17 protein-coding genes are annotated in these 19411 nt (G+C 43.2%); 8 read left to right on the top strand and 9 right to left on the bottom strand.

All coding sequences use genetic code 11. The features are described from left to right. Positions 1–22 precede the first annotated feature (22 nt). The 5 genes from murQ to C4B60_RS14825 all read left to right on the top strand — a co-directional run bounded on the left by murQ (position 23) and on the right by C4B60_RS14825 (position 5246). Positions 23–943 (top strand): N-acetylmuramic acid 6-phosphate etherase, encoded by a 921-nt coding sequence (murQ, locus tag C4B60_RS14845; protein ID WP_104058949.1) that lies wholly within the window; start codon positions 23–25, stop codon positions 941–943. A 122-nt stretch (positions 944–1065) separates the two neighbouring features. Then, entirely contained in the window at positions 1066–2328 is a 1263-nt protein-coding gene (locus tag C4B60_RS14840) for an ABC transporter substrate-binding protein (protein WP_245154008.1), read from the top strand. A 252-nt stretch (positions 2329–2580) separates the two neighbouring features. Further along, on the top strand, positions 2581–3474 hold the full coding sequence (locus C4B60_RS14835; RefSeq protein WP_104058801.1) for a carbohydrate ABC transporter permease: 894 nt from the start codon (positions 2581–2583) through the stop codon (positions 3472–3474). A 17-nt stretch (positions 3475–3491) separates the two neighbouring features. After that, entirely contained in the window at positions 3492–4334 is an 843-nt protein-coding gene (locus C4B60_RS14830; RefSeq protein ID WP_104058800.1) for a carbohydrate ABC transporter permease, read from the top strand. Between the two features lie 27 nt (positions 4335–4361). After that, positions 4362–5246: a MurR/RpiR family transcriptional regulator gene (locus tag C4B60_RS14825; RefSeq protein WP_245153993.1), complete on the top strand. Its 885-nt coding sequence runs from the start codon at positions 4362–4364 to the stop codon at positions 5244–5246. A gap of 280 nt (positions 5247–5526) precedes the next feature. Here the strand turns inward: C4B60_RS14825 and C4B60_RS14820 are convergent, their stop codons facing one another. Beyond that, positions 5527–5952 (bottom strand): MarR family winged helix-turn-helix transcriptional regulator, encoded by a 426-nt coding sequence (locus tag C4B60_RS14820; protein ID WP_104058799.1) that lies wholly within the window; start codon positions 5950–5952, stop codon positions 5527–5529. A 168-nt stretch (positions 5953–6120) separates the two neighbouring features. Here C4B60_RS14820 and C4B60_RS14815 point away from each other — a divergent pair, with 168 nt between their 5' ends. Further along, positions 6121–7572 (top strand): DHA2 family efflux MFS transporter permease subunit, encoded by a 1452-nt coding sequence (locus C4B60_RS14815; RefSeq protein ID WP_104058798.1) that lies wholly within the window; start codon positions 6121–6123, stop codon positions 7570–7572. A gap of 541 nt (positions 7573–8113) precedes the next feature. Here the strand turns inward: C4B60_RS14815 and C4B60_RS14805 are convergent. The 8 genes from C4B60_RS14805 to C4B60_RS14770 form a co-directional block, all read right to left on the bottom strand. Next, the gene (locus tag C4B60_RS14805) at positions 8114–9082 is read right to left on the bottom strand and encodes a sugar phosphate isomerase/epimerase family protein (RefSeq protein WP_104058796.1); all 969 of its coding nucleotides are present in this window, start codon (positions 9080–9082) and stop codon (positions 8114–8116) included. A 13-nt stretch (positions 9083–9095) separates the two neighbouring features. After that, positions 9096–10136 (bottom strand): Gfo/Idh/MocA family protein, encoded by a 1041-nt coding sequence (locus tag C4B60_RS14800; RefSeq protein WP_104058795.1) that lies wholly within the window; start codon positions 10134–10136, stop codon positions 9096–9098. 9 nt (positions 10137–10145) lie between these two features. Beyond that, positions 10146–11171: a Gfo/Idh/MocA family protein gene (locus C4B60_RS14795; protein WP_104058794.1), complete on the bottom strand. Its 1026-nt coding sequence runs from the start codon at positions 11169–11171 to the stop codon at positions 10146–10148. 5 nt (positions 11172–11176) lie between these two features. After that, a complete protein-coding gene (locus tag C4B60_RS14790; protein WP_104058793.1) occupies positions 11177–11905 on the bottom strand; it encodes a ThuA domain-containing protein in 729 nt (242 codons plus the stop codon). 13 nt (positions 11906–11918) lie between these two features. Beyond that, positions 11919–12740 (bottom strand): carbohydrate ABC transporter permease, encoded by an 822-nt coding sequence (locus C4B60_RS14785; RefSeq protein WP_104058792.1) that lies wholly within the window; start codon positions 12738–12740, stop codon positions 11919–11921. Between the two features lie 12 nt (positions 12741–12752). Further along, positions 12753–14027 carry a carbohydrate ABC transporter permease gene (locus C4B60_RS14780; RefSeq protein WP_104058946.1) on the bottom strand — a complete coding sequence of 425 codons (1275 nt, stop codon included), beginning with the start codon at positions 14025–14027 and terminating at the stop codon, positions 12753–12755. A 121-nt stretch (positions 14028–14148) separates the two neighbouring features. Then, positions 14149–15465 (bottom strand): ABC transporter substrate-binding protein, encoded by a 1317-nt coding sequence (locus tag C4B60_RS14775; RefSeq protein ID WP_104058791.1) that lies wholly within the window; start codon positions 15463–15465, stop codon positions 14149–14151. 19 nt (positions 15466–15484) lie between these two features. Continuing rightward, positions 15485–16471, bottom strand: coding sequence for a LacI family DNA-binding transcriptional regulator (locus C4B60_RS14770; protein WP_104058790.1), 987 nt, complete (start codon positions 16469–16471; stop codon positions 15485–15487). A gap of 477 nt (positions 16472–16948) precedes the next feature. Between C4B60_RS14770 and C4B60_RS14765 the strand changes: the two genes are divergently transcribed. Further along, positions 16949–17992, top strand: coding sequence for an ArsR/SmtB family transcription factor (locus C4B60_RS14765; protein WP_104058789.1), 1044 nt, complete (start codon positions 16949–16951; stop codon positions 17990–17992). A 21-nt stretch (positions 17993–18013) separates the two neighbouring features. After that, entirely contained in the window at positions 18014–19252 is a 1239-nt protein-coding gene (locus C4B60_RS14760) for an MFS transporter (RefSeq protein ID WP_104058788.1), read from the top strand. Positions 19253–19411: the final 159 nt, after the last annotated feature.

Here is a 19411-nt window from a genome sequence, read left to right as displayed (position 1 = left end):
AAAGAAGGTGATGTGAGTGACAATCAATCTATCTGCACTGGTAACAGAACAGCGAAATGAAAACAGCATGAAGCTGGATCAAATGGACATCGCGGATATTATGACAGTAATTAATAATGAGGATAAGAAGGTTGCTTTTGCAGTCGAAAAGGTTCTTCCGCAAATCACATATGCAACGGAAAAGATCGTTGAAGCTTTTTCAAAGGGAGGACGGCTATTTTACAGCGGTGCAGGGACGAGCGGCAGACTTGCGTACATTGATGCCTCGGAGTGCCCTCCAACCTTTATGACGCCTCATGAGATGGTTCAGCCCATAATGGCAGGAGGAATTCATGCGTTCGGAACTGCTGTAGAGGGCTCTGAGGATCAGGAAGAACAGGGAGCAGACGATCTTCGGGTGAAAAATATAACTTCAAATGACGTCGTTGTAGGTATTACGGCAAGCGGAAGAACACCTTATGCGATTGGAGCATTAAAGCTTGCGAAGGAAAAAGGGGCCTATACCATCGCACTTTCAAGCAATAAAGACGCGCTAATAAGTAAAATTGCTGATTGCAAAATTGAAGCGGTTGTAGGGCCTGAAGTACTCACCGGCTCCACCAGGATGAAGGCAGCATCTGCCCATAAAATGATTTTAAATATGCTAAGCACTGCAGCAATGGTAAAGATGGGGAAGGTGCAGGAGAATTTAATGGTGGATGTGCATGCCAGTAATTATAAGCTGATGGAGCGTGCGAAAAGAATCATTATGGAGCTTACAGAAGCTAATTATGAAAAAGCGGAAGAAATGCTGATGCTTGCAGGGAAAAAAGTAAAGCCGGCAATCGTCATGATTGAAGCGGACGTTTCCTTAGAAGCGGCTCAAAAAGCCATAGAAGAAAGTAAGGGCTTTATGAGAAATGCGATCCAGCTAGCAAAAACCCGTAAAGACCTGAAGTCGTGAATGATCATTACATAAGCTAATGATTTTCAAATAATTCTTTTAAAACAAAGGGGGCAATTTTTTTGAAAAAGTATTGGAAAAGCTCAAGCATGCTTTTAGGGGGAGTCATACTTTCGGCAGGAATGATTGCAGGCTGTTCATCAGATGAAGGGGACGGGGACAACGGAAATTCAGGCGGAGAAGGAATGTCAGGAGAACTTGAGATTCAATATTTTGTAGGAGGCTACGGTGATTCGTGGTGGAATGAGGTCATTGCTGATTTTAAAGAGGAATACCCTGATTTAACCATAACCGAGCACAAGGGTCCGAATATTAATGATGAAATGAGGTCCAGATGGGTATCTGATAATCCGCCGGATGTTGTATACATTGACGGAGCGGGCTCAAGTGAAACGCAGATGATTGAAGACGGCCAGCTGGCAAATTTAACTGAGCTGGTAGAAGGAATGGAAGTGGATGGGGAGCCTTTATTGGATAACTTTATTGTGGACCCGGATCGTCATGACGGCGAAATTTTCAGTCTTCCGTTGGTATTTGATACGTGGGGAACCTGGTATGATAAAGCCTGGTTTGAAGAAGAAGGCTTTGAAGTACCGACTGACTTTGACAGCTTTATGAATTCAATGGGGGATATTCAGGATAAGGAAGGGATTGATCCACTTGTTACAAGCGGTCAGCATCCTTATTACTTCCTGAGAGGTATGCTATATCCTGCATTTGGCGCAGCAGGCGGCGAAGAACTGCTGAATGATGTCATTACAGGAGCTGAAGGGGCATGGACGAGTGATGTCGTGCTTGAAACAATGAAGAAGGTTGAAAGCATGCAGCAGGCAGGCTATTTTGATTCCGGTCTTGGTGCTTTAAATCACACCCAGTCCCAAATGAACTTCCTGTTACATCAAAATGCTTTTGTACCGGTTGGCTTCTGGCTGCCAAATGAAATGGCAAATGACGTACCGGATGGACTTGAGTTTGGCTTTATCCCATCGCCGATGCAGGATGCCGGAGAGCCTTATGCGATTGTGCCGGATCTTCGTCCATTGGCAATTGCTGAAAACGCTGAAAATAAAGAAGCTGCTGAAGCTTTTGTTGAATTTGTTTTCACAAGAGAATATGCAGAACTTTTCTCTGAGCACACTGGAGCCATCATGAACGTTGCAGGTGTGGATTTAACAGAGAATGAAAATGTTCCTGAATATTTGAAAGAAGCAAACGAAATGATTAATGATCCTGAGCAGGTACAAATTTATCAAAAGCCTCATCCAATGAGTGCAGACCTGGAAACGCCAATCGGAAATGCCCTGTTATCTCTTATGCTTGGAAATATAACTGCTGAAGAGTTTACAGAGGAAGCCGAATCAGCGGCAGCTTCGTATCGTCAATAATTACATGATGAAAAAGAAATGCATCTGGAACATAAGAATAATTTTAAAAACGTGAGGTAAACGGAGCGGAAGGGGGTGACTCCTGCGGGATGCAGCGGGAGCTTAAGATCCACTTGCTGAAAGCAAGTTAGCTTAAGCCCCGCCCCACGGAAAGCGCCCCCTGAAGCGAAGTGAACCGGACGAAAGAGGCTGGGACATACATTTGTCTCAACCTCTTTTTAAAAAAGATTTTTAATGAGAAAGAGTGATGGAATGGTACAGTCTAAAAAGCAAAAATATGTTTTTTTAGCTTTTTGTTTAGTCCCGACCTTTATCCTGTTTTCAATTTTTACGCTTTATCCGCTCTTTAGCGGACTGTATTTTTCCTTTTTTGAATGGTCAGGCTCCTCCTCAAACAGGGAGTTTATCGGCCTGAGCAATTACGAGCGATTATTTCAGGATAAAATTTTCCCAAGAACGATTCTTCATGACTACTTTTTAGTGGTGACGAAGGTTATTGGTATTATGATTTTGGCGATCTTTTTTGCCGTAGCCCTTACCCAGTTGAAAATTAAGGAAGCACCTTTTTACCGAGTGGTGTTTTTCTTTCCAAATATTATGTCTGTCGTGGTCATCGGAATTTTGTGGACGTTCATCTACAATCCAAGCCTTGGTCTTGTTAACTCCGGGCTTGAATTTATGGGACTTGGGGAGTGGGCGAGACCATGGCTTGGAGATGAAAATTGGGCGCTGCCAAGTCTTGTTCTTCCTTCCATCTGGGCAGGAATCGGTCTGTTCATGCTCTTGTTAATCGGCGGGATTTCAAATGTATCCAAAAGCTATTACGAAGCAGCAGAAATTGATGGAGCGAATGAATGGCAGCAATTTTGGAAGGTAACACTGCCGCTGATCTGGCCGCAGATCAAAATTTCAATTCTCTATATCGTGATTACGACCCTTAATGGATCTTTTATTATTGTTCAAATTATGACAGGCGGAGGACCTAACAACTCAACGCATGTGATGGGCTCTTACCTGTATCAGCAAGCCTTTGTACAGTATAACTTCGGATACGGGGCTACGATCGGTGTAGTTATTTTAATTCTTTCATTAATTACCGTACTGATTTTACAATTTCTAATGAAAAGAGAAAAAGTGCAATACTAGTGAAGGAGGGGCGGGGAATGAAGAAAAAAGTACGTCCGGCAGTAATCCGGACTGGAATAAGAATACCGTTAATCCTTTGGGCAATAGCTGTTTTATACCCTATCATCTGGATGTTTATCGGCTCGTTAAAATCAAATGCCGAAATCTATTCAAATCCCTGGGGGCTGCCGGAATCCTTTAACTTTCAAAATTTTATTGATGCCTGGACAAATTACAATATTGATACCAGTGTATTTAACAGTGTCATCGTAACGGTCATGGGAATGTTTCTCACGCTTGTGCTTGCGCTGCCGACTGCTTATGCGATTGAGCGAATCAAATTCAAAGGCAGCGGAATCTTATTTACCGTCTACATATCAGCCATGATGATTCCTATGGTACTTGGCTGGATCCCATTGTTTTTTCTATTAATGGATTTTAATCTGCTTGATAATTTATTTGGTCTGGCAGTGGTTTATGCAATTTCCCAGCTGCCGTTTACCATTTTTGTTCTGACCAGCTTTATGGGTACAATACCGAAGGAGCTGGAGGAATCAGCTTCTATGGACGGACTGTCGCCTTATGGTATACTTTTACGGATTATTACACCTTTATCGACGACAGCGATTATCACGGTGTCCATTATGAATGCTATTCAATTCTGGAACGAGTATTTTATGGCCCTCATTTTTCTTCAATCAAGAACTAATTATACATTAGGGCTTGCGATTGATTTTATCAGCAGTGAGGCGCAATATACCAATGCCTGGGGAACCTTATTCGCCAGCTTGACGATCGCGATTATTCCAGTCATTATTCTCTATGCAATATTCCAAAAAAGAATTGCAAAGGGAATGACCGAGGGAGCCATAAAAGGCTAAGAATCTATATTGAAGGATTGAGCGCAATTGACGGATCTAACAAAATCAAAATCATCCCTATCCGGAGGACTTGTGCTGCTGAATGAGGTAAAGCATAAGCTGCCGCCGTCAGAGAGAAAGCTGGCTGATTTTATTATCCAGCACCCTCATGAAGTCATTTATATGACTGTGGCTCAGCTGGGGGAAGCAAGTAGTACAAGCAGTGCAGCGGTCGTCAGGCTTTGTAAATCGCTTGGCTTAAAGGGGTTTCAGGAGTTAAAGCTTCGCATTTCAGGCGATCTGCATAAAGACCAGGAGGATCATTTTAGTGATATTCATCCTGGGGAGAATCAGGAATCAATCGTTCAAAAAGTGACCAATAACAGCATACAGGCGATTAAGGAAACCACGGAGCTCGTTAACTATGAAGCGCTTGGAAAAGCAGTACAGGCACTTCAAAATGCACAAAGAATACACTTTTTTGGCGTAGGGGCGTCGGGAATCATCGCGCAGGATGCCCAGCAGAAATTTATTCGAATGAATAAGGAAACATCAGCCTTTTCAGACATCCATAATGCTGGAATGTACATTGCGAATGCAAAGAGCACTGATGTAGTAGTCGGTATTTCTTTTTCAGGGGAAACAGAGGAGACCGCAAAAATCATGGGACTTGCAAGAGCGAGGGGGGCAACGACAATCAGTCTCACGCGTTATGGAGCTTCTCCTGTAACCCAGCACGCGGAAATTAATTTATTTATCTCTGCCTCGCGCGAAATCCCTGCCCCGTTTAGAAGCGGTGCAACCTCATCCAGGCTTGCCCAGCTTCATATGATTGATATTCTTTTTACAAGTGTTGTCACGAATCAATACAAGGAAGCCTCGATTTATTTAGAGGAAATCAAAAGTGCGATGGATTACTTAAAAAAGAAGTGATGGAGACGGTTAAACAAACGTTTGATTTAAGGGGGTAATTCTTATAAGGAAGCAAGAGGCTGGGACAAATGTTGTCTCAGCCTCTTTCCCCGGTTCATTGGGCTTCAGGGGGATGCTTTCCGCGGGACGGGGCTTGAGCTAACTTGCTTCGCAAGTGGATCTCAAGCTCCCGCTTCCTCCCGCAGGAGTCACCCCCTTACGCTCCATTCACCTCACGTTTCTAAAATTATTGTTATGTCTGAGCCTCTTTTTCTCAATATTGTATGGAACGCGTAAAAGGTTAAAGCTCTTTAATTGCGTAATTAAATTTCTTTAACAGCTCCCCGAAATTATCACACTCATCCTGACTCCAGTCCTCGAGCAGCATCGTTAATTTTTTCATCCTTGCTTCTTTATACTGCTGGAGCTCTTTTGCTCCTAACTCAGTAATTTGATAAAAATATGCGCGTTTATCCGCTGGACAGGGAGCTTTTTCTACATACCCTTTTTGTTCGAGGGAGGCGGCTTGTCTGCTCACTGTGGAGATATCCAATTGGAGGTCTGCAGCCAATGTTTTAACGCCAGCTGTACCATTTGTGGAAATATGAAGCAGTAACAGATAGGCGGAGCGGAGCAGACTTTCTTCTCTTCTTGAATTAATCGATGCCACGCGCCGGATCAGCACAGCCATTTCGAGCTCTATTGTTTTAAGTGATTCTTCATTCATTTGTTTACCACCTTAAATTAACCTTCTCTATTCTCATGATACCGAACGAAATTTGATTGTCAATTGTCGACGAATTCGTTAATTCATCTGGTTGACATTCCTTTTAGTTGTATTATACAATCATATAGTTGTATCATGCAACTATAGCGAATAGAAAGAAGGATACGTATGAATAATGTTCAGGGATCTGCTCAATCACAGACCTCCTTTAATAAAGTGCCGTTACTAATTGTATTAATTTCAGGTGCCTTTGCGGCTATTCTTAATCAGACACTGCTTGCAACCGCACTGCCTCATATTATGGTGGACTTGAATTTGGATGCGAATACAGCTCAGTGGCTTCAATCCATTTTTATGCTCGTAAACGGAATTATGATTCCCATTACTGCATTTTTAATCGAACGATTTACTACCCGCCGTTTATTTCTTACTGCAATGGGATTGTTCGGAATAGGGACACTGATTTGTGCAGTGGCACCCGGTTTCTCTGTTTTAATGGTGGGAAGAGTGCTTCAGGCATCCGGTGCAGGGATAATTATGCCATTAATGATGACTATTTTGTTTTTAATTTATCCAAAGGAAAAACGCGGGGCAGCAATGGGGATGTTTGGGCTTGTCATTGCATTCGCTCCGGCGATTGGGCCTACGCTGTCCGGATGGCTGGTCGATCAGTTTCCGTGGAGAAGCTTATTTTATGTAATTCTGCCGATTATCTTCATTGATATTATTGTTGCCTACTTTATTTTAAGAAATATAACTGAGCAAAAGTTTCCGAAGGTGGACGCTTTATCAATTGTTCTTTCTACACTCGGCTTTGGAGGCTTATTATACGGGTTTAGTACAGCAGGAAGCAGCGGATGGGGAAGTGCTGAAGTGCTTTTATCCATTTTCGTTGGGGCGATCACGCTAACCTGGTTTATTTTAAGACAGCTTAAACTCGAACAGCCGATCCTGCAATTTAAAGTGTTTCAATATAAAGTATTTACGATCACCACTATTCTTGGCATGCTTATTTTTATTGCCATGATCGGAGGCGCCGTAATTCTGCCATTATTTATGCAGAGTATGCTTGGATTTTCTGCTCTTGATTCAGGATTGATGCTGCTGCCAGGTGCTTTGATAATGGGGATCATGAGTCCGATTACAGGGAAGTTATTCGATAAATTTGGTGCCAGATGGCTGTCTATTGTTGGAATGTCTATTCTTGCCGTATCGACTTTTATGTTTACGAATTTAACGGTGGATACATCTTTTACGTATCTCGCGGTTGTTAATGCCTTTCGGATGTTTGGGATGGCGATGGTGATGATGCCGGTGACGACAGCTGGGTTAAATCAGCTGCCGCCTGGATTAATTCCGCATGGAACTGCGATGAATAATACGATGCGGCAGGTTGCCGGAGCAGTCGGTACAGCGCTGCTCGTTACGATTATGACAAGCAGTGCAATACCTGAGCAGGGGGCACAGGGAATGGTTCACGGAGTTAACGTGTCGTTTATTTTCGCTGGAGCTTCCTCAGTTTTAGGATTGTTTTTAGCTTTCTTTATTAAGAGCAAGAAGAATGAGGAAGAGCAAGCAAATGCTATGGTGAAAAATGCAGTGCTTAACAAAGAGGCTTAGGAAACAGAAAAAAGGCTTTAACGAATTTTTTATTCGTTAGAGCCTTTTTTTGATGGTAGGCAGTGGGCAGCCCCTGGGATCGTAAGTCAAGCACTGACTGAAGGCGAAGAGCAGCCTTCTGTCAGCACTCGCCTTGTGCTTGTCGCCCCTAAACGCCTGCTTCCGCTTTTATGATATCCAGCTCCAGGCGCTAGCTCCTCGAGTCATAAGTCACGCTGTCCCAGTGGACAAAGAGCGTCCACTGGGCCACCGCGCCTTATGCTTGTCGGAGCTGAACGAGCGCCTTACGCTTTTACGCTATCCAGCTCCAACGGGCAGCTCCTCGGATCGTAAGTCAAGCCCCCATTTAGGCAAAAAGCGCCTAATTGGGGGCTCGTCTTACGTCTGTCGGAGCTATACGCCCGTTTCCGCTTTTACGTTATCCAGCTCCAGCAGGCAGGGGCTCGAGGTCACAAGTCAAGCACTGACTGAAGGCAAAGAGCAGCCTTCTGTCAGTGCTCGCCTTGTGCTTGTCGCCCCTAAACGCCTGCTTCCGCTTTTATTATAACCACCACATTTCCGCTGGTTGGTCTTTGATGTTGACGGAGAGGAGGGTGGATACGGCGCGTTGGAAGCCTTCTTCGATGCTCATAATTGGGTCTTCGTGTTCGATGCTGACGACGTGGTCGTAGCCGTAGGTGCGGAGGGCGCTGATGATTTGGCCCCAGACGTCGGCTGCGTGGCCCATGCCGACAGAGCGGAAGTTCCATGCGCGTGTTTGGATCGCTCCATAGGATTGCATATCTGTTAATCCATACATGTTTACATTATCCTGGTCGATATACGTATCCTTGGCATGGAAATGGTGGATCGCATTTTCTTTGCCAAGAATCTTAATAGCGCCGACCGGGTCAATTCCCTGCCACCATAAATGACTCGGATCCAGGTTTGCACCGATGTATTCATTTGTTGCTTCACGAAGCTTCAGCATTGTATGAGGCGTGTGGACTGAGAAGCCCCCGTGAAGCTCAAGACCGATTTTAACGTCTGCCTGCTTTGCTATTTCAGCAATCTCTTTCCAATAAGGAATTAATTTCTTCTCCCACTGCCATTCAAGAACCTCGCCGTATTCATTTGGCCAAGGAGCAACCGGCCAGTTAGGGTGGTTAGAGGTTTCATCTGACCCTGGAGTACCTGAGAATGTATTAACTACAGGCACACCCATCAGCTGGGCAAGCTTAATGCTTTTACGTAATGCCTCGTCGCCTTCCTGTGCTACAGCAGGGTCGGGGCTTACCGGGTTTCCGTGACAGCTGAATGCACTGATCGTTAATCCGCGGGAGATAACAGCATCAAGGTATTGGTTTCGTTTGCCCTCATCCTCAAGCAATTCGTCAATCGGACAGTGGCTTGTCCCTGGATAGCCGCCTGTTCCAATTTCCACAGCATCAAGTCCGGATTCCTTTACATAATCAAGCATCTCTTCAAAAGTTTTTTGAGCAAAAAGAACAGTAAAAACGCCTAGTTTCATTTCTTATTCCTCCTTAAGTAAATGATATCGCCTTGCCTGTGTCACTGCTTTCATAGATTGCTTCGATAATTCTTGATATAATTAACGCTTCCTCAGGCTTAATAAGGGGCGTTTGGCGGCCTCGGCAGCTTTCTATAAAATTAACTGCTTGTGGAATTCCCGGATTTTCATCATCTGAAATCCAATAGGCGCTTTGGTCAAGCAGCATGCCGTATTTTGCCTGATAAAGCTTTAGAGGGTAAACATCAAGTCCGCCGTTTGTTCCGGACACACTGACCGTTTCCTGATCATCTGCAAGATTTGCAGCCCAGGAGGTTTCAAAGAGAAGGGTAGCTCCATCCTTAAATTTAATAAAGGCAGTAGCGTGGTCATCTACCTCAAAAGTGGCCGGATCGAAGGTTCCCCATTGGTTAACAATATCGTTTTGTCTGCTGAGCTCGTTGTATGTAGCACCTGATACCTCTGCAATTTCCGGAAATTCCATTAAATGAAGTGCGAGGTCAAGGAAATGACAGCCAAAATCAATCAAGCTGCCTCCGCCCTGAAGATCCTTGCTGGTGAAAACGCCCCAGCCTGGCACCTTGCGGCGGCGAATGGCCTGGGCCCGTGAAACAAGCGGCCGGCCAATTTCTCCTTCATCAATAAACCGCTTAGCAGCTCTGGCTTCTTTGGTGTAACGGTAATGATAGGCAATTAATAAGACCTTTTGGGCTTTTTGGGCCGCTTCAATCATTTCCTCACACTCTTTTGAAGTCAGCGCCATCGGCTTTTCACACATCACATGGACGCCTGCATTTAAAGCTGCAATTGAAATTTCAGCGTGAAATTTATTTGGGGTACAAATCGTTACTGCGTCCACATGCGGAAAGAGTTCCTCATATTGAGTAGTGTGAAACGGAATAGAGTGCTCAGAAGCGACTGATTTTACCCTTTCCTGGTTTACATCACATACAGCTGTAATTTCAACATGGTCGCTTAACGATTGATAGGAGGGGAGGTGCCGCGATACGGCAATCCCTCCGACTCCTATTAGTCCCATTTTTAGTTTTTCCATTTTTATCACCTATAGCTTTACAATTTGTTTCGTTTCATCCGATTTTAAGGCGCCCAGGATCACTTCAAGCGATTTTTTGCCTTCTTCGCCGGTAATTAAAGGGGCTTTCCCTGTCAAAATCGAGTCCACAAAATGATCAATCACACCAGTAGATTCCTGTCCACCTTCTTCGTTTGACTGGATCTTGCCAAGACTTAATTCTTCCTTCGTTCCATCATGCTTATGAAGGACAACTGAATATTCGGGATCATCCTCAAGACGGAGAACGCCTTTTTCTGTGTAGATAACAGTGGAATTATCCTCTTTGCCTTTATAGGACCAGCTTGCTGCCAGTGTACCGATAATTCCACTCTCCGTTTTTAAAAGGAGAACAGCATTATCATCGACATCCGTATTCTTCTTCGCAGTAGTTTCGACCATGGCTGCAACCTCAGTCATTTCTTCCCCTAAAATGTAACGGATAAGATCTGTTTTGTGAACACCAAGATCACCCATGGCACCGATAAAAGCTTCGTCTTTTTTAAAGAACCAGCTGTCAGCACCATCAGCACTCCAGGCTTCCGGGCCGGGATGGCCAAAGGCTGTTCTGAAGCTGAACACTTTTCCAAGCTTGCCCTCAGCAATCCATTTTCTTGCCTTTTGATGAGACTCTACGAGACGCTGATTATGACCAATCATTAATGTTTTTCCGGCTTTTTCTGCAGCCTGAATCATTTGATCGGCTTCTTTTTTGCTTGTAGCCATCGGCTTTTCACAAAGAACATGCTTACCAGCTTCGAGAGCTGCGATGGATACAGGGGCGTGCAGATAGTTCGGGGTACACACGCTCACTGCGTCCAGATCTTCTTTAACCAGGTCATGATAATCAGTAAAAACCTTTGCTATGCCAAATTTTTCTGCTGCTTCATTTGCGCGTTCTTCATTAATATCACAAATCGCAGCGACCTCCACATGCTCGTTATCTGCATATTCAAGCAGATGACGCAATTGCGCAATACTTCCTGCACCGACAACTCCTATTTTTAGCTTGCTCATTGATTCTATTCCTCCTTGTAGCCTTCGAGCTTTTCAAGCGGCTTCGCATTTCCGTAGACAGGATAGTCCCGGGTAGTCGGCGCCGCCCATTTCACACCGTTTGCAATGACTTTTTGAATCTGTTTATTATGATAGGTTGGATGCGTTTCATGACCCGGACGGAAGTAGAAAATCTTTCCGTTTCCGCGCTTAAAGGTTGCTCCGCTCCGGAAAACCTCGCCGCCTTCGAACCAGCTGATGAAAATAAGCTCATCCGGTGCCGGAATATCAAAGTGCTCTCCATACATTTCTTCTTCTTCAAGCTCGATATATTCTCCAATCCCATCCACGATAGGGTGACTTGGGTCTACAACCCAAAGACGTTCTTTTTCCTGAGCCTCACGCCATTTTAAATCACAGCCGGTGCCCATAAGCTTTTTAAAGATTTTTGAAAAATGAGCAGAGTGAAGGACGACTAATCCCATTCCCTCTAAAACTCTTTTTTGAACCTTTTCTACAATTTCATCGCTTACTTCCTCGTGGGCAACATGTCCCCACCAAAGAAGGACATCTGTGTTATTTAATACGTCATCAGTCAGACCGTGCTCCGGTTCGTCCAATGTTGCCGTTTTCGTATCGTAGCCATGCTCGGTAAGGGCAGAAGCAATGACTTGATGGATTCCGTCCGGATAAATTTTGGTTACTTCTTCATTGTTTTTTTCGTGACGGTACTCATTCCATACAGTTACGTTCATTTTAATAACACTCCTATTCTTTTACTGAGCCGGAGGTTAGTCCAGCTACAATTCTTCGTTGGAAAATTAATACCAGTATAACAATAGGAATCGTTACAATAACAGTGGCAGCTGAAATATCTCCCCAAGGGATGTTAAATTGACTCTGGTATAACGAAATCCCAACCGGTACAGTTCTCCAATTGTCATCAGTATTAATCGTTAGGGCAAACAAATACTCGTTCCACGCAGCGATAAATACTAGAATTCCGGTCGTAAATACGCCGGGCGCTGCAAGTGGGAAAATAATTTTTCTGAATGTTTGGAAAGGTGTTGCTCCATCCAGTTTAGCAGATTCTTCAAGCTCCCATGGAATCTTTTGAAAGAAAGTTGCTAAAATCCAGATTGATAGAGGCAGGCTTATCGTAATGTATGGGATAACTAAGCCCATATAGCTGTTACGAAGGCCTACGGATGTAATAAAGTTGTAGATTGGCGAAATAATCGCAATCTGCGGAAACATGGAAGCAGCAAGAATTACACCTAGAATAAGCCCTTTGAATCTAATTGGCAAGCGAGTTAATGCGTACGCTGCAACAGAAGCAAAAGCAATGGCAATAATCGTCGTAATGCTCGAAATCATAAAGCTGTTGAGCATATACCGGCCTAAAGGACGGTTGTTCCAGGCATTTACATAGGATGCTACAGATGGATCCGAAGAAAACCAATTGAAATTATTAAAGATTTCACCCGGCGGTTTGATCGATGTGAGGAAAACCCAGATGAAAGGGAACATCACAAAAAACACAAACACGACGAGAAAAATATAAAATCCTATACCAGCACGTTTGTTCATCTTGATTCCTCCTTATCGAGTTTTTCCTGCAAAAAGATCAGACCCGATGAATTTTATAAATAGAGTTGAGATTATCGCAACTGAGACAAATACGATAACGGATAACACTGAACCTGCTCCAAAATTTTGCTGCGAGAAGAGGGTGATATAAGCATAAATAGATATCGATTCTGTTGCGTTTGCAGGTCCGCCGCCTGTTAAAACGAAGATCAGATCAAATACCCGGAATGCATCAAGTGTACGGAATAATAGTGCAACGAGAATAGCAGATTTCAAAAGAGGTAAGGTAACCTTCCAGAATTGCTGCCATTTTCCTGCGCCATCCACCTCAGCCGCTTCGTACAATCCTTGCGGGATCGTCTGAAGCCCTGCCAGTAATAAAAGGGCCATATAAGGCGTTGTTTTCCATACATCTGCAAAGATAACGGAGAACATTCCCCCGGTAGCAGTAGATAATAGAACCGATGCATCTGAAATTAAACTGAATTGCTCAAAGTAGTGGGATACGATCCCTGTCTGTCCGTCATAGAGAAATTTCCACATCATCGCGGCAACAGCAGTAGGGATAGCCCAAGGGATCAGAACAGAAGCCCGTACGATTCCCCGTCCTGTAAATGTCCGGTTAATCAAGATTGCAATGGCCAGACCTAAAATTAACTCTGCTCCCACTGATACAACGGTAAAAATTAAGGTATTGTAAAGCGATTGCCACATTCTGCCGTCCTGTAAATACCTTGAATAATTTTTTAATCCGATAAAATTGGATTCAATTACGGTGTTCTCTACCATTAACAGGGTGCCTGCTACATTTGCGGCATTTGTGGTGAAAGCTTCATCATCAGCTGTTGTCACAAAGCTCTCGAGTTCCTCGCTCGACTCTGTTAAAAACGCCTTATAGCTCTCGGCCCACTCATTATCCACCTCAGCATATTTTAAGGTTCGGTCACCTATAGCCGTAAAGGAAGCTAGCATTGATTCTACTTCTTCATATTGCTCACTCAGCCCGTCCATTTCCAAAAGCTCGTTATGATAGCCTTCAATTCCTGCCTGAATCTCGCTGACAGCATCAGCCGCTTCAGGATCCGGTGCATCTGCAGCTAATGTTTCAAAGTCTCTAGAAAGATAGAAGTATTGGTTCGCATAGTTTTCAAGGTCAACATTGGACGACAAAAAGCGGTCCGACCTGGAAGGATCATTTAAGCGGTAGTCAAATAAACTGTTGTAAAAGGACTGAGCCACCGGCCAAAGGGTTACTAAAATAACAAGAATCAGGGCAGGTGCGACCATTAAATAACCTAGCTGCTTTTCGTTCAATTGAAACTTCAACTGTATCACCCACTTTTTAATTAATAGAAAGGGGAGGTGAAATAACCTCACCCCCCCTTAGTTAACTTGTTATGCTTCCGCCTTACTCAGCCATTGCAGCTTCAATTTTTGTCTGCATGTTTTCAGCTGCCTGCTCTGGTGTAATTTCTCCTGCAAGTGCACGTGAAAGCTCAACCTGCATAATGTCAGAAATTTGCGGATAGATCGGTGATACCGGACGAGGTACAGCGTTTTGAAGGGTTGCTACGAACTCTTCATTTGAAAATAGAGCTGCTGCATCCTGTACTTCAGGATCCTCATAAAGAGCTTCTAAAGTAGGAGCACGTCCGCCAACTGTTGCACTGATTTTTTGTCCTTCAGGTCCGGACATGAATTTCACGAATTCCCAAGCCGCTTCCTGATGTTCGCTGTAACGGTTAATCATCGTCATCCAGCCGCCAAGTGTCGCTGCGTTACCGCCATCCCCTGCAGGTAATACAGCAAACCCAACGTTGCCGGCTACTTCTGAAGCTTCTTCGTCATTTGATGTTGCCTGCATATAAGGCCAGTTACGGGCAAATACTGCCTGTCCGCCAACCCATGCATTGTTTGTTTCAGTTTCCTGGAAGCTTAAGATATTGCTGGGAACGAAATCTGATTGTACAAAGTCAACCATTTTTTGAATTCCTGCAACTGTTTCCGGGCTATTTACAATCACCTGATTATTTTCGTCAATAACTCCACCGCCGTAAGCTGCGATGAACTCGACTGCATTACAAACCATTCCTTCATACTGATTTGCCTGCATCAGGTAACCGAACTGAGTATCTCCCTCGCCATTCAGCTCACTTGCCATGTCAAAAAGTTCGTCCCATGTTTGTGGAGGCGTATCAACAAGATCTGTACGGTAGTAAAGCAGCCCTGCATCTGTAAACTTCGGCATCGCATATTGACGGCCGTTGAAATTACCTGATGCAACGGTTCCAGGGAAGTACTCATCCATATTGATGCCGTCTGCTTCAATGAAGCGGTCAAGTTCTAAGGCGTATTGTGCCTGTGCAAACTCTGCCGGCCAAATAACGTCTGCATCGAACACATCTATTTCAGATTCCTGTGCACTGAAGCTTGTTACATACTGGTCATGAGAAGCTCCGGTATCTGCCGGCATTTCTCTGTAGGTAACAGTAATATTCGGATTTGCTTCTTCGAATGCCTCGATCAGCGCCGGTGTAGCACCTGTTACATCAACTCCGGCTGCATAAACAATCTCAACCTGTTCCTCAGAGCCGCCGTTGTCGCCGTCACTGCCTGTGTCAGGATTTTCACCGCCATCAGCGTTGTCATCTCCGCTGCAGGCTGCAAGGATCATGCTTAACGAAAGGACCGTTGCACCCGCTATCTTTTTGTTCCAAAGCTTCATAGATAAATCCCCCTTATTTTTAAGTTGATTGTCTTTCAATTAAATGGAGCGGCAATAAAATATCCCTAGATGTATTTAAGGATGGCTGGTTAATGATTTCCAGCATTACTTCCATGGCTTTAATGCCAATGTCGCTAGTAAATTGATTAATCGTCGTAATCTGAGGGTCCAGCAGCTCTGCGATCGGCTGGTCATCAAAGCCAACCACTGCTAAATCCTCGGGTACTTGCCATGAATGAGCCTGGGCTTCTTTAATAATTCCTGCAGCAACTTCATCACTGCCTGTAAAAATAGCAGTAGGGGAGTCAGGTAATTCTCTTAAATGGTTGAAAATTCTTCGTCCATCCTCAATGGTGAAGATATTTTTAAACATCCAGTCCGGATTCGGTTCCATACCCGCTTCTGTAACCGCTTTCAAAAAGCCTTTGCGTCGATTCGTTGAAACGCTGCTATCATTGCCCTGACAGTATGCAATTTTTCGGTGCCCTTTATCAAGTAAGTGTCTGGTACCGATGTAGCCGCCTTCTATCTGGTCAAGTCTGACTCTCGTAACTGTTGCATCCGGATCATATTCATTGCAATAAATAATTGGTCCATATTTGGTGAAAGGTTCAATGGCACTCCAACGATTTTCAGCAGAAGCCATGATAATGCCGTCTACCTGCTTTGATTTAAGAAGCTGAAAAAAATCCAGTTCCTTTTTTGGATCAATTCTCGTATTACAAAGGATCAATTGATAGCCTGCTGTGGCAGCCTGTCTTTCCATTGCATCTACCAGCTGGCTAAAGAAAGGATTTACAATTCGTGATACAAGAACAGCAACTTTATTTGTTTTAATATTTCGCAACCGCTGTGCAGAAGAGTTTGGAACATAACCAAGTTCATCCATAGCCTGTTGTACGGCGCGCTTTTTATCTTCGCTGACATAAGGATGGTTGTTGATTACTCTTGATACGGTAGCCTGTGATAACCCAGCTTTTAACGCTACATCTTTGATGGTATACAAGCGCTCACCCTCCTATAGGAACACCCCCATGAAATATGAAATCGTTTTCACATCTAGAGCATATTACATACAGATGACAAATGCAATAGGAAATTTTAATATTCTCACAATTTATTTTTAAGTTTGAGAGAAGGAATAGGGGATGCATTTACATTTTGAGTTATAGGGGTGTTGGGTCTTAATGGGGCGTGTTGATTTCCGTTGCAGGGGGATGCTTTCCGCGGGGCGGAAGCTGAGCTAACTTGCTTCGCAAGTGGATCTCAGCCTTTCCGCTTCATCCCGCAGGAGTCACCCCCTTCCACTTCAATCAACTAATTTAGCATTGATTTGATCCTTCTAATGGAGTTTAGTATTGCACTCAAAAATCAATTACTAGAATAGATAATTTTTTTAAAAAAATAAATTCTAAAAATATTGAATTTAAAATTCAAAAAATATAGAATAGTTTATAACAAGTGAAGAGGGGTGGGGAATAAGGTGAATATCTTAAATCTCGCAAGTAAGAAAAGGGAAACGTATGAAATCAATTTAACCTATTCAATATTGTGGGAATGTGCATTAGGGATAGCGGCAATTACTAATTCAGCATTACATGATTCTCTTGAGAAAACAGAAGGAGAATGGCTGGAAATTAAAGAATCTTTACCAGATGAATTAATAAAGGAGCTTGATTATGTTGAAAACAATAATACTTGGAAGTCATTGTTGCAGCTTCTTCACCTAAAACATTTTGAGGATATAAATGATTTTGTTATCTGTCTTCAGAAGCTAGCTGATGAAGAGTTAAAATTTTATTGTTTACCTTATACGGGATTAAGGTTTCAAGAGATTAGAAAAAGAGCTGCTTTAAATCAGGAAGAAGCAGTAAACACATTAAAAGAGGTAACAAAAGCCAATCCGTTTTTTCCTAAATATATAGAATTTATTAGCGGGGTTGATGCTCAGCATCTTAGAACTCATTTAATTAAAGTGATGAAACTCTGGAATGAAGCTTTTATAAAAAATGATGAAAAGCGTTCACAGCAAATTTTGCAAATTGACTATGAAAATAAAAAGAAAGCTAAGGGGAAAATGGATCCTGAAGAATTTCTCGAATGGGCGACAGGCGGGATTGCGTATAAACCGGAGCCTGGTGTATCTAAAGTTCTGTTAATTCCTCAACGTATTTACAGGCCATGGAATATAGAAGCAGATATAGAAGAAACAAAGGTCTTTTATTATCCTGTTTCAAATGAAAGTATAACTCCTAAAGACCGCTTCACACCGGATAACTTTTTAACACTTAAATATAAAGCTTTAGGTGATGAGATTCGTCTGAGAATTGTAAAATTGCTTTACGAAGAAAACTTGTCACTACAGGACATAACAGAAAAAATGGAAATGGGGAAATCAACGATACACCATCACCTTAAAATTCTCAGGTCAGCAAAATTAGTTGAGATTGTTGAATCAAAATATTCATTAAAAAAACGCGGAATACAAAGATTAGCAGAGGAATTGGAAAGCTATTTAACTAAATAGGACAGAGGGTGAAGGGGGGACATGAAAAGGAGCATCTTAAAAAATCGGCAGTTCTTATTTGTTTGGATAGGAAATGTTATTTCTGAGCTTGGAGGAGCTTTTGGGACTTTTTGCAATTCGATCCTCGTTTATCAACTCACAAATTCTACAATGGCTCTAGGGAGTATGTGGCTTTTGTACTTTTTGCCTTCCTTAGTTCTTCAATTATTTATTGGTCCATTTATTGACTGGTGGAGTAGAAAATGGATCATGATTCTTTCGCAGTGGGGAAAAGGGTTGGTCTTTTTAGTGCCATTAATCGCGCTGATCTCAGGAGATCTGCAGGTTTGGCACATTTACGCGGTTCAAATTATTGTTGGGTTAATAGCACCTGCTTATACACCCGCAAATCAGGCGATAACACCTACAATTGTTCCGGCTGCACAATTGGGAACAGCAAATGCGTATATCGATGGCTCCGTAAGACTTATGACTTTTTCTGCTCCGTTACTAGGGGGAGTAGTAATCGAGTATACCGGGGTAAGGGCTACCTTATTATTCGTTTGCATAACACTTCTTATAAGTGGAACACTGCTGCTGATGATTCAGGAACGAAAAAATCTTGAGACTATACGGAAATCATGGCTCGCGCAATTTAGAGAGGGGATCTCCTACTTTTTCACAAAACCAATTATGGTCTGGTTAGGAATCTTTTTAGCTTTTGTTCAATTCGGAGTGGGAGTGACGATGGTTGTAACACTTCCTTACATAACAAATGAACTGTCGGGGAGCTATGCTCATTACGGGTATTTCATGGCTGGCTTTCCATTAGGCTATATAATTGGTGCCATTTTTGTCGGTAAAATTAAGTATCAAAGCAGGAGAAACCTAATGCTGGGCTCACTGGTAGCTGGCGGTCTGACGTTTATCGTTCTGGGCGTTAACTATAGTATTGTGCTGGCTATTACGGTAGAAGTGATTGCAGGAATTGCGATGGCTATCTTTAGCATTCATAACCTGACAATTGTTCAACAGACGGTTCCTAATGAGATGATGGGGAAGATTACATCTGTACGTCTATTCATTATTAGAGCGGCTATGCCATTGGGGATAGTTGCAGGCAGTATATTGAGTGAGATTTGGGGAATCAGACCACTTTATTTACTAATCGGATCAATTATTTGCACTGTTTCTTTAGCTGGGCTTCTTCTGCCATATTTCAAATTCATTGATGAACCAGGGGACAGCTCTGAGAAAAATACCGACCGGAACAGCGCCTGATTAAAATTAGGTGAAAGGAGAAAGCTCAAACGAAACTAAGCCTGGGATATAACAATAATATTAGAAACGTGAGGTGAACGGAGCGTAAGGGGGTGACTCCTGCGGGAGGAAGCGGGAGCTTGAGATCCACTTGCAAAGCAAGTTAGCGAAGGGCCCCGT

Source organism: Jeotgalibacillus proteolyticus (genome assembly GCF_002926065.1).
Classification (GTDB): domain Bacteria; phylum Bacillota; class Bacilli; order Bacillales; family Jeotgalibacillaceae; genus Jeotgalibacillus; species Jeotgalibacillus proteolyticus.
The sequence above is the reverse complement of the archived record's forward strand: the minus strand, read 5'-3'. Positions and strand labels throughout refer to the sequence as shown.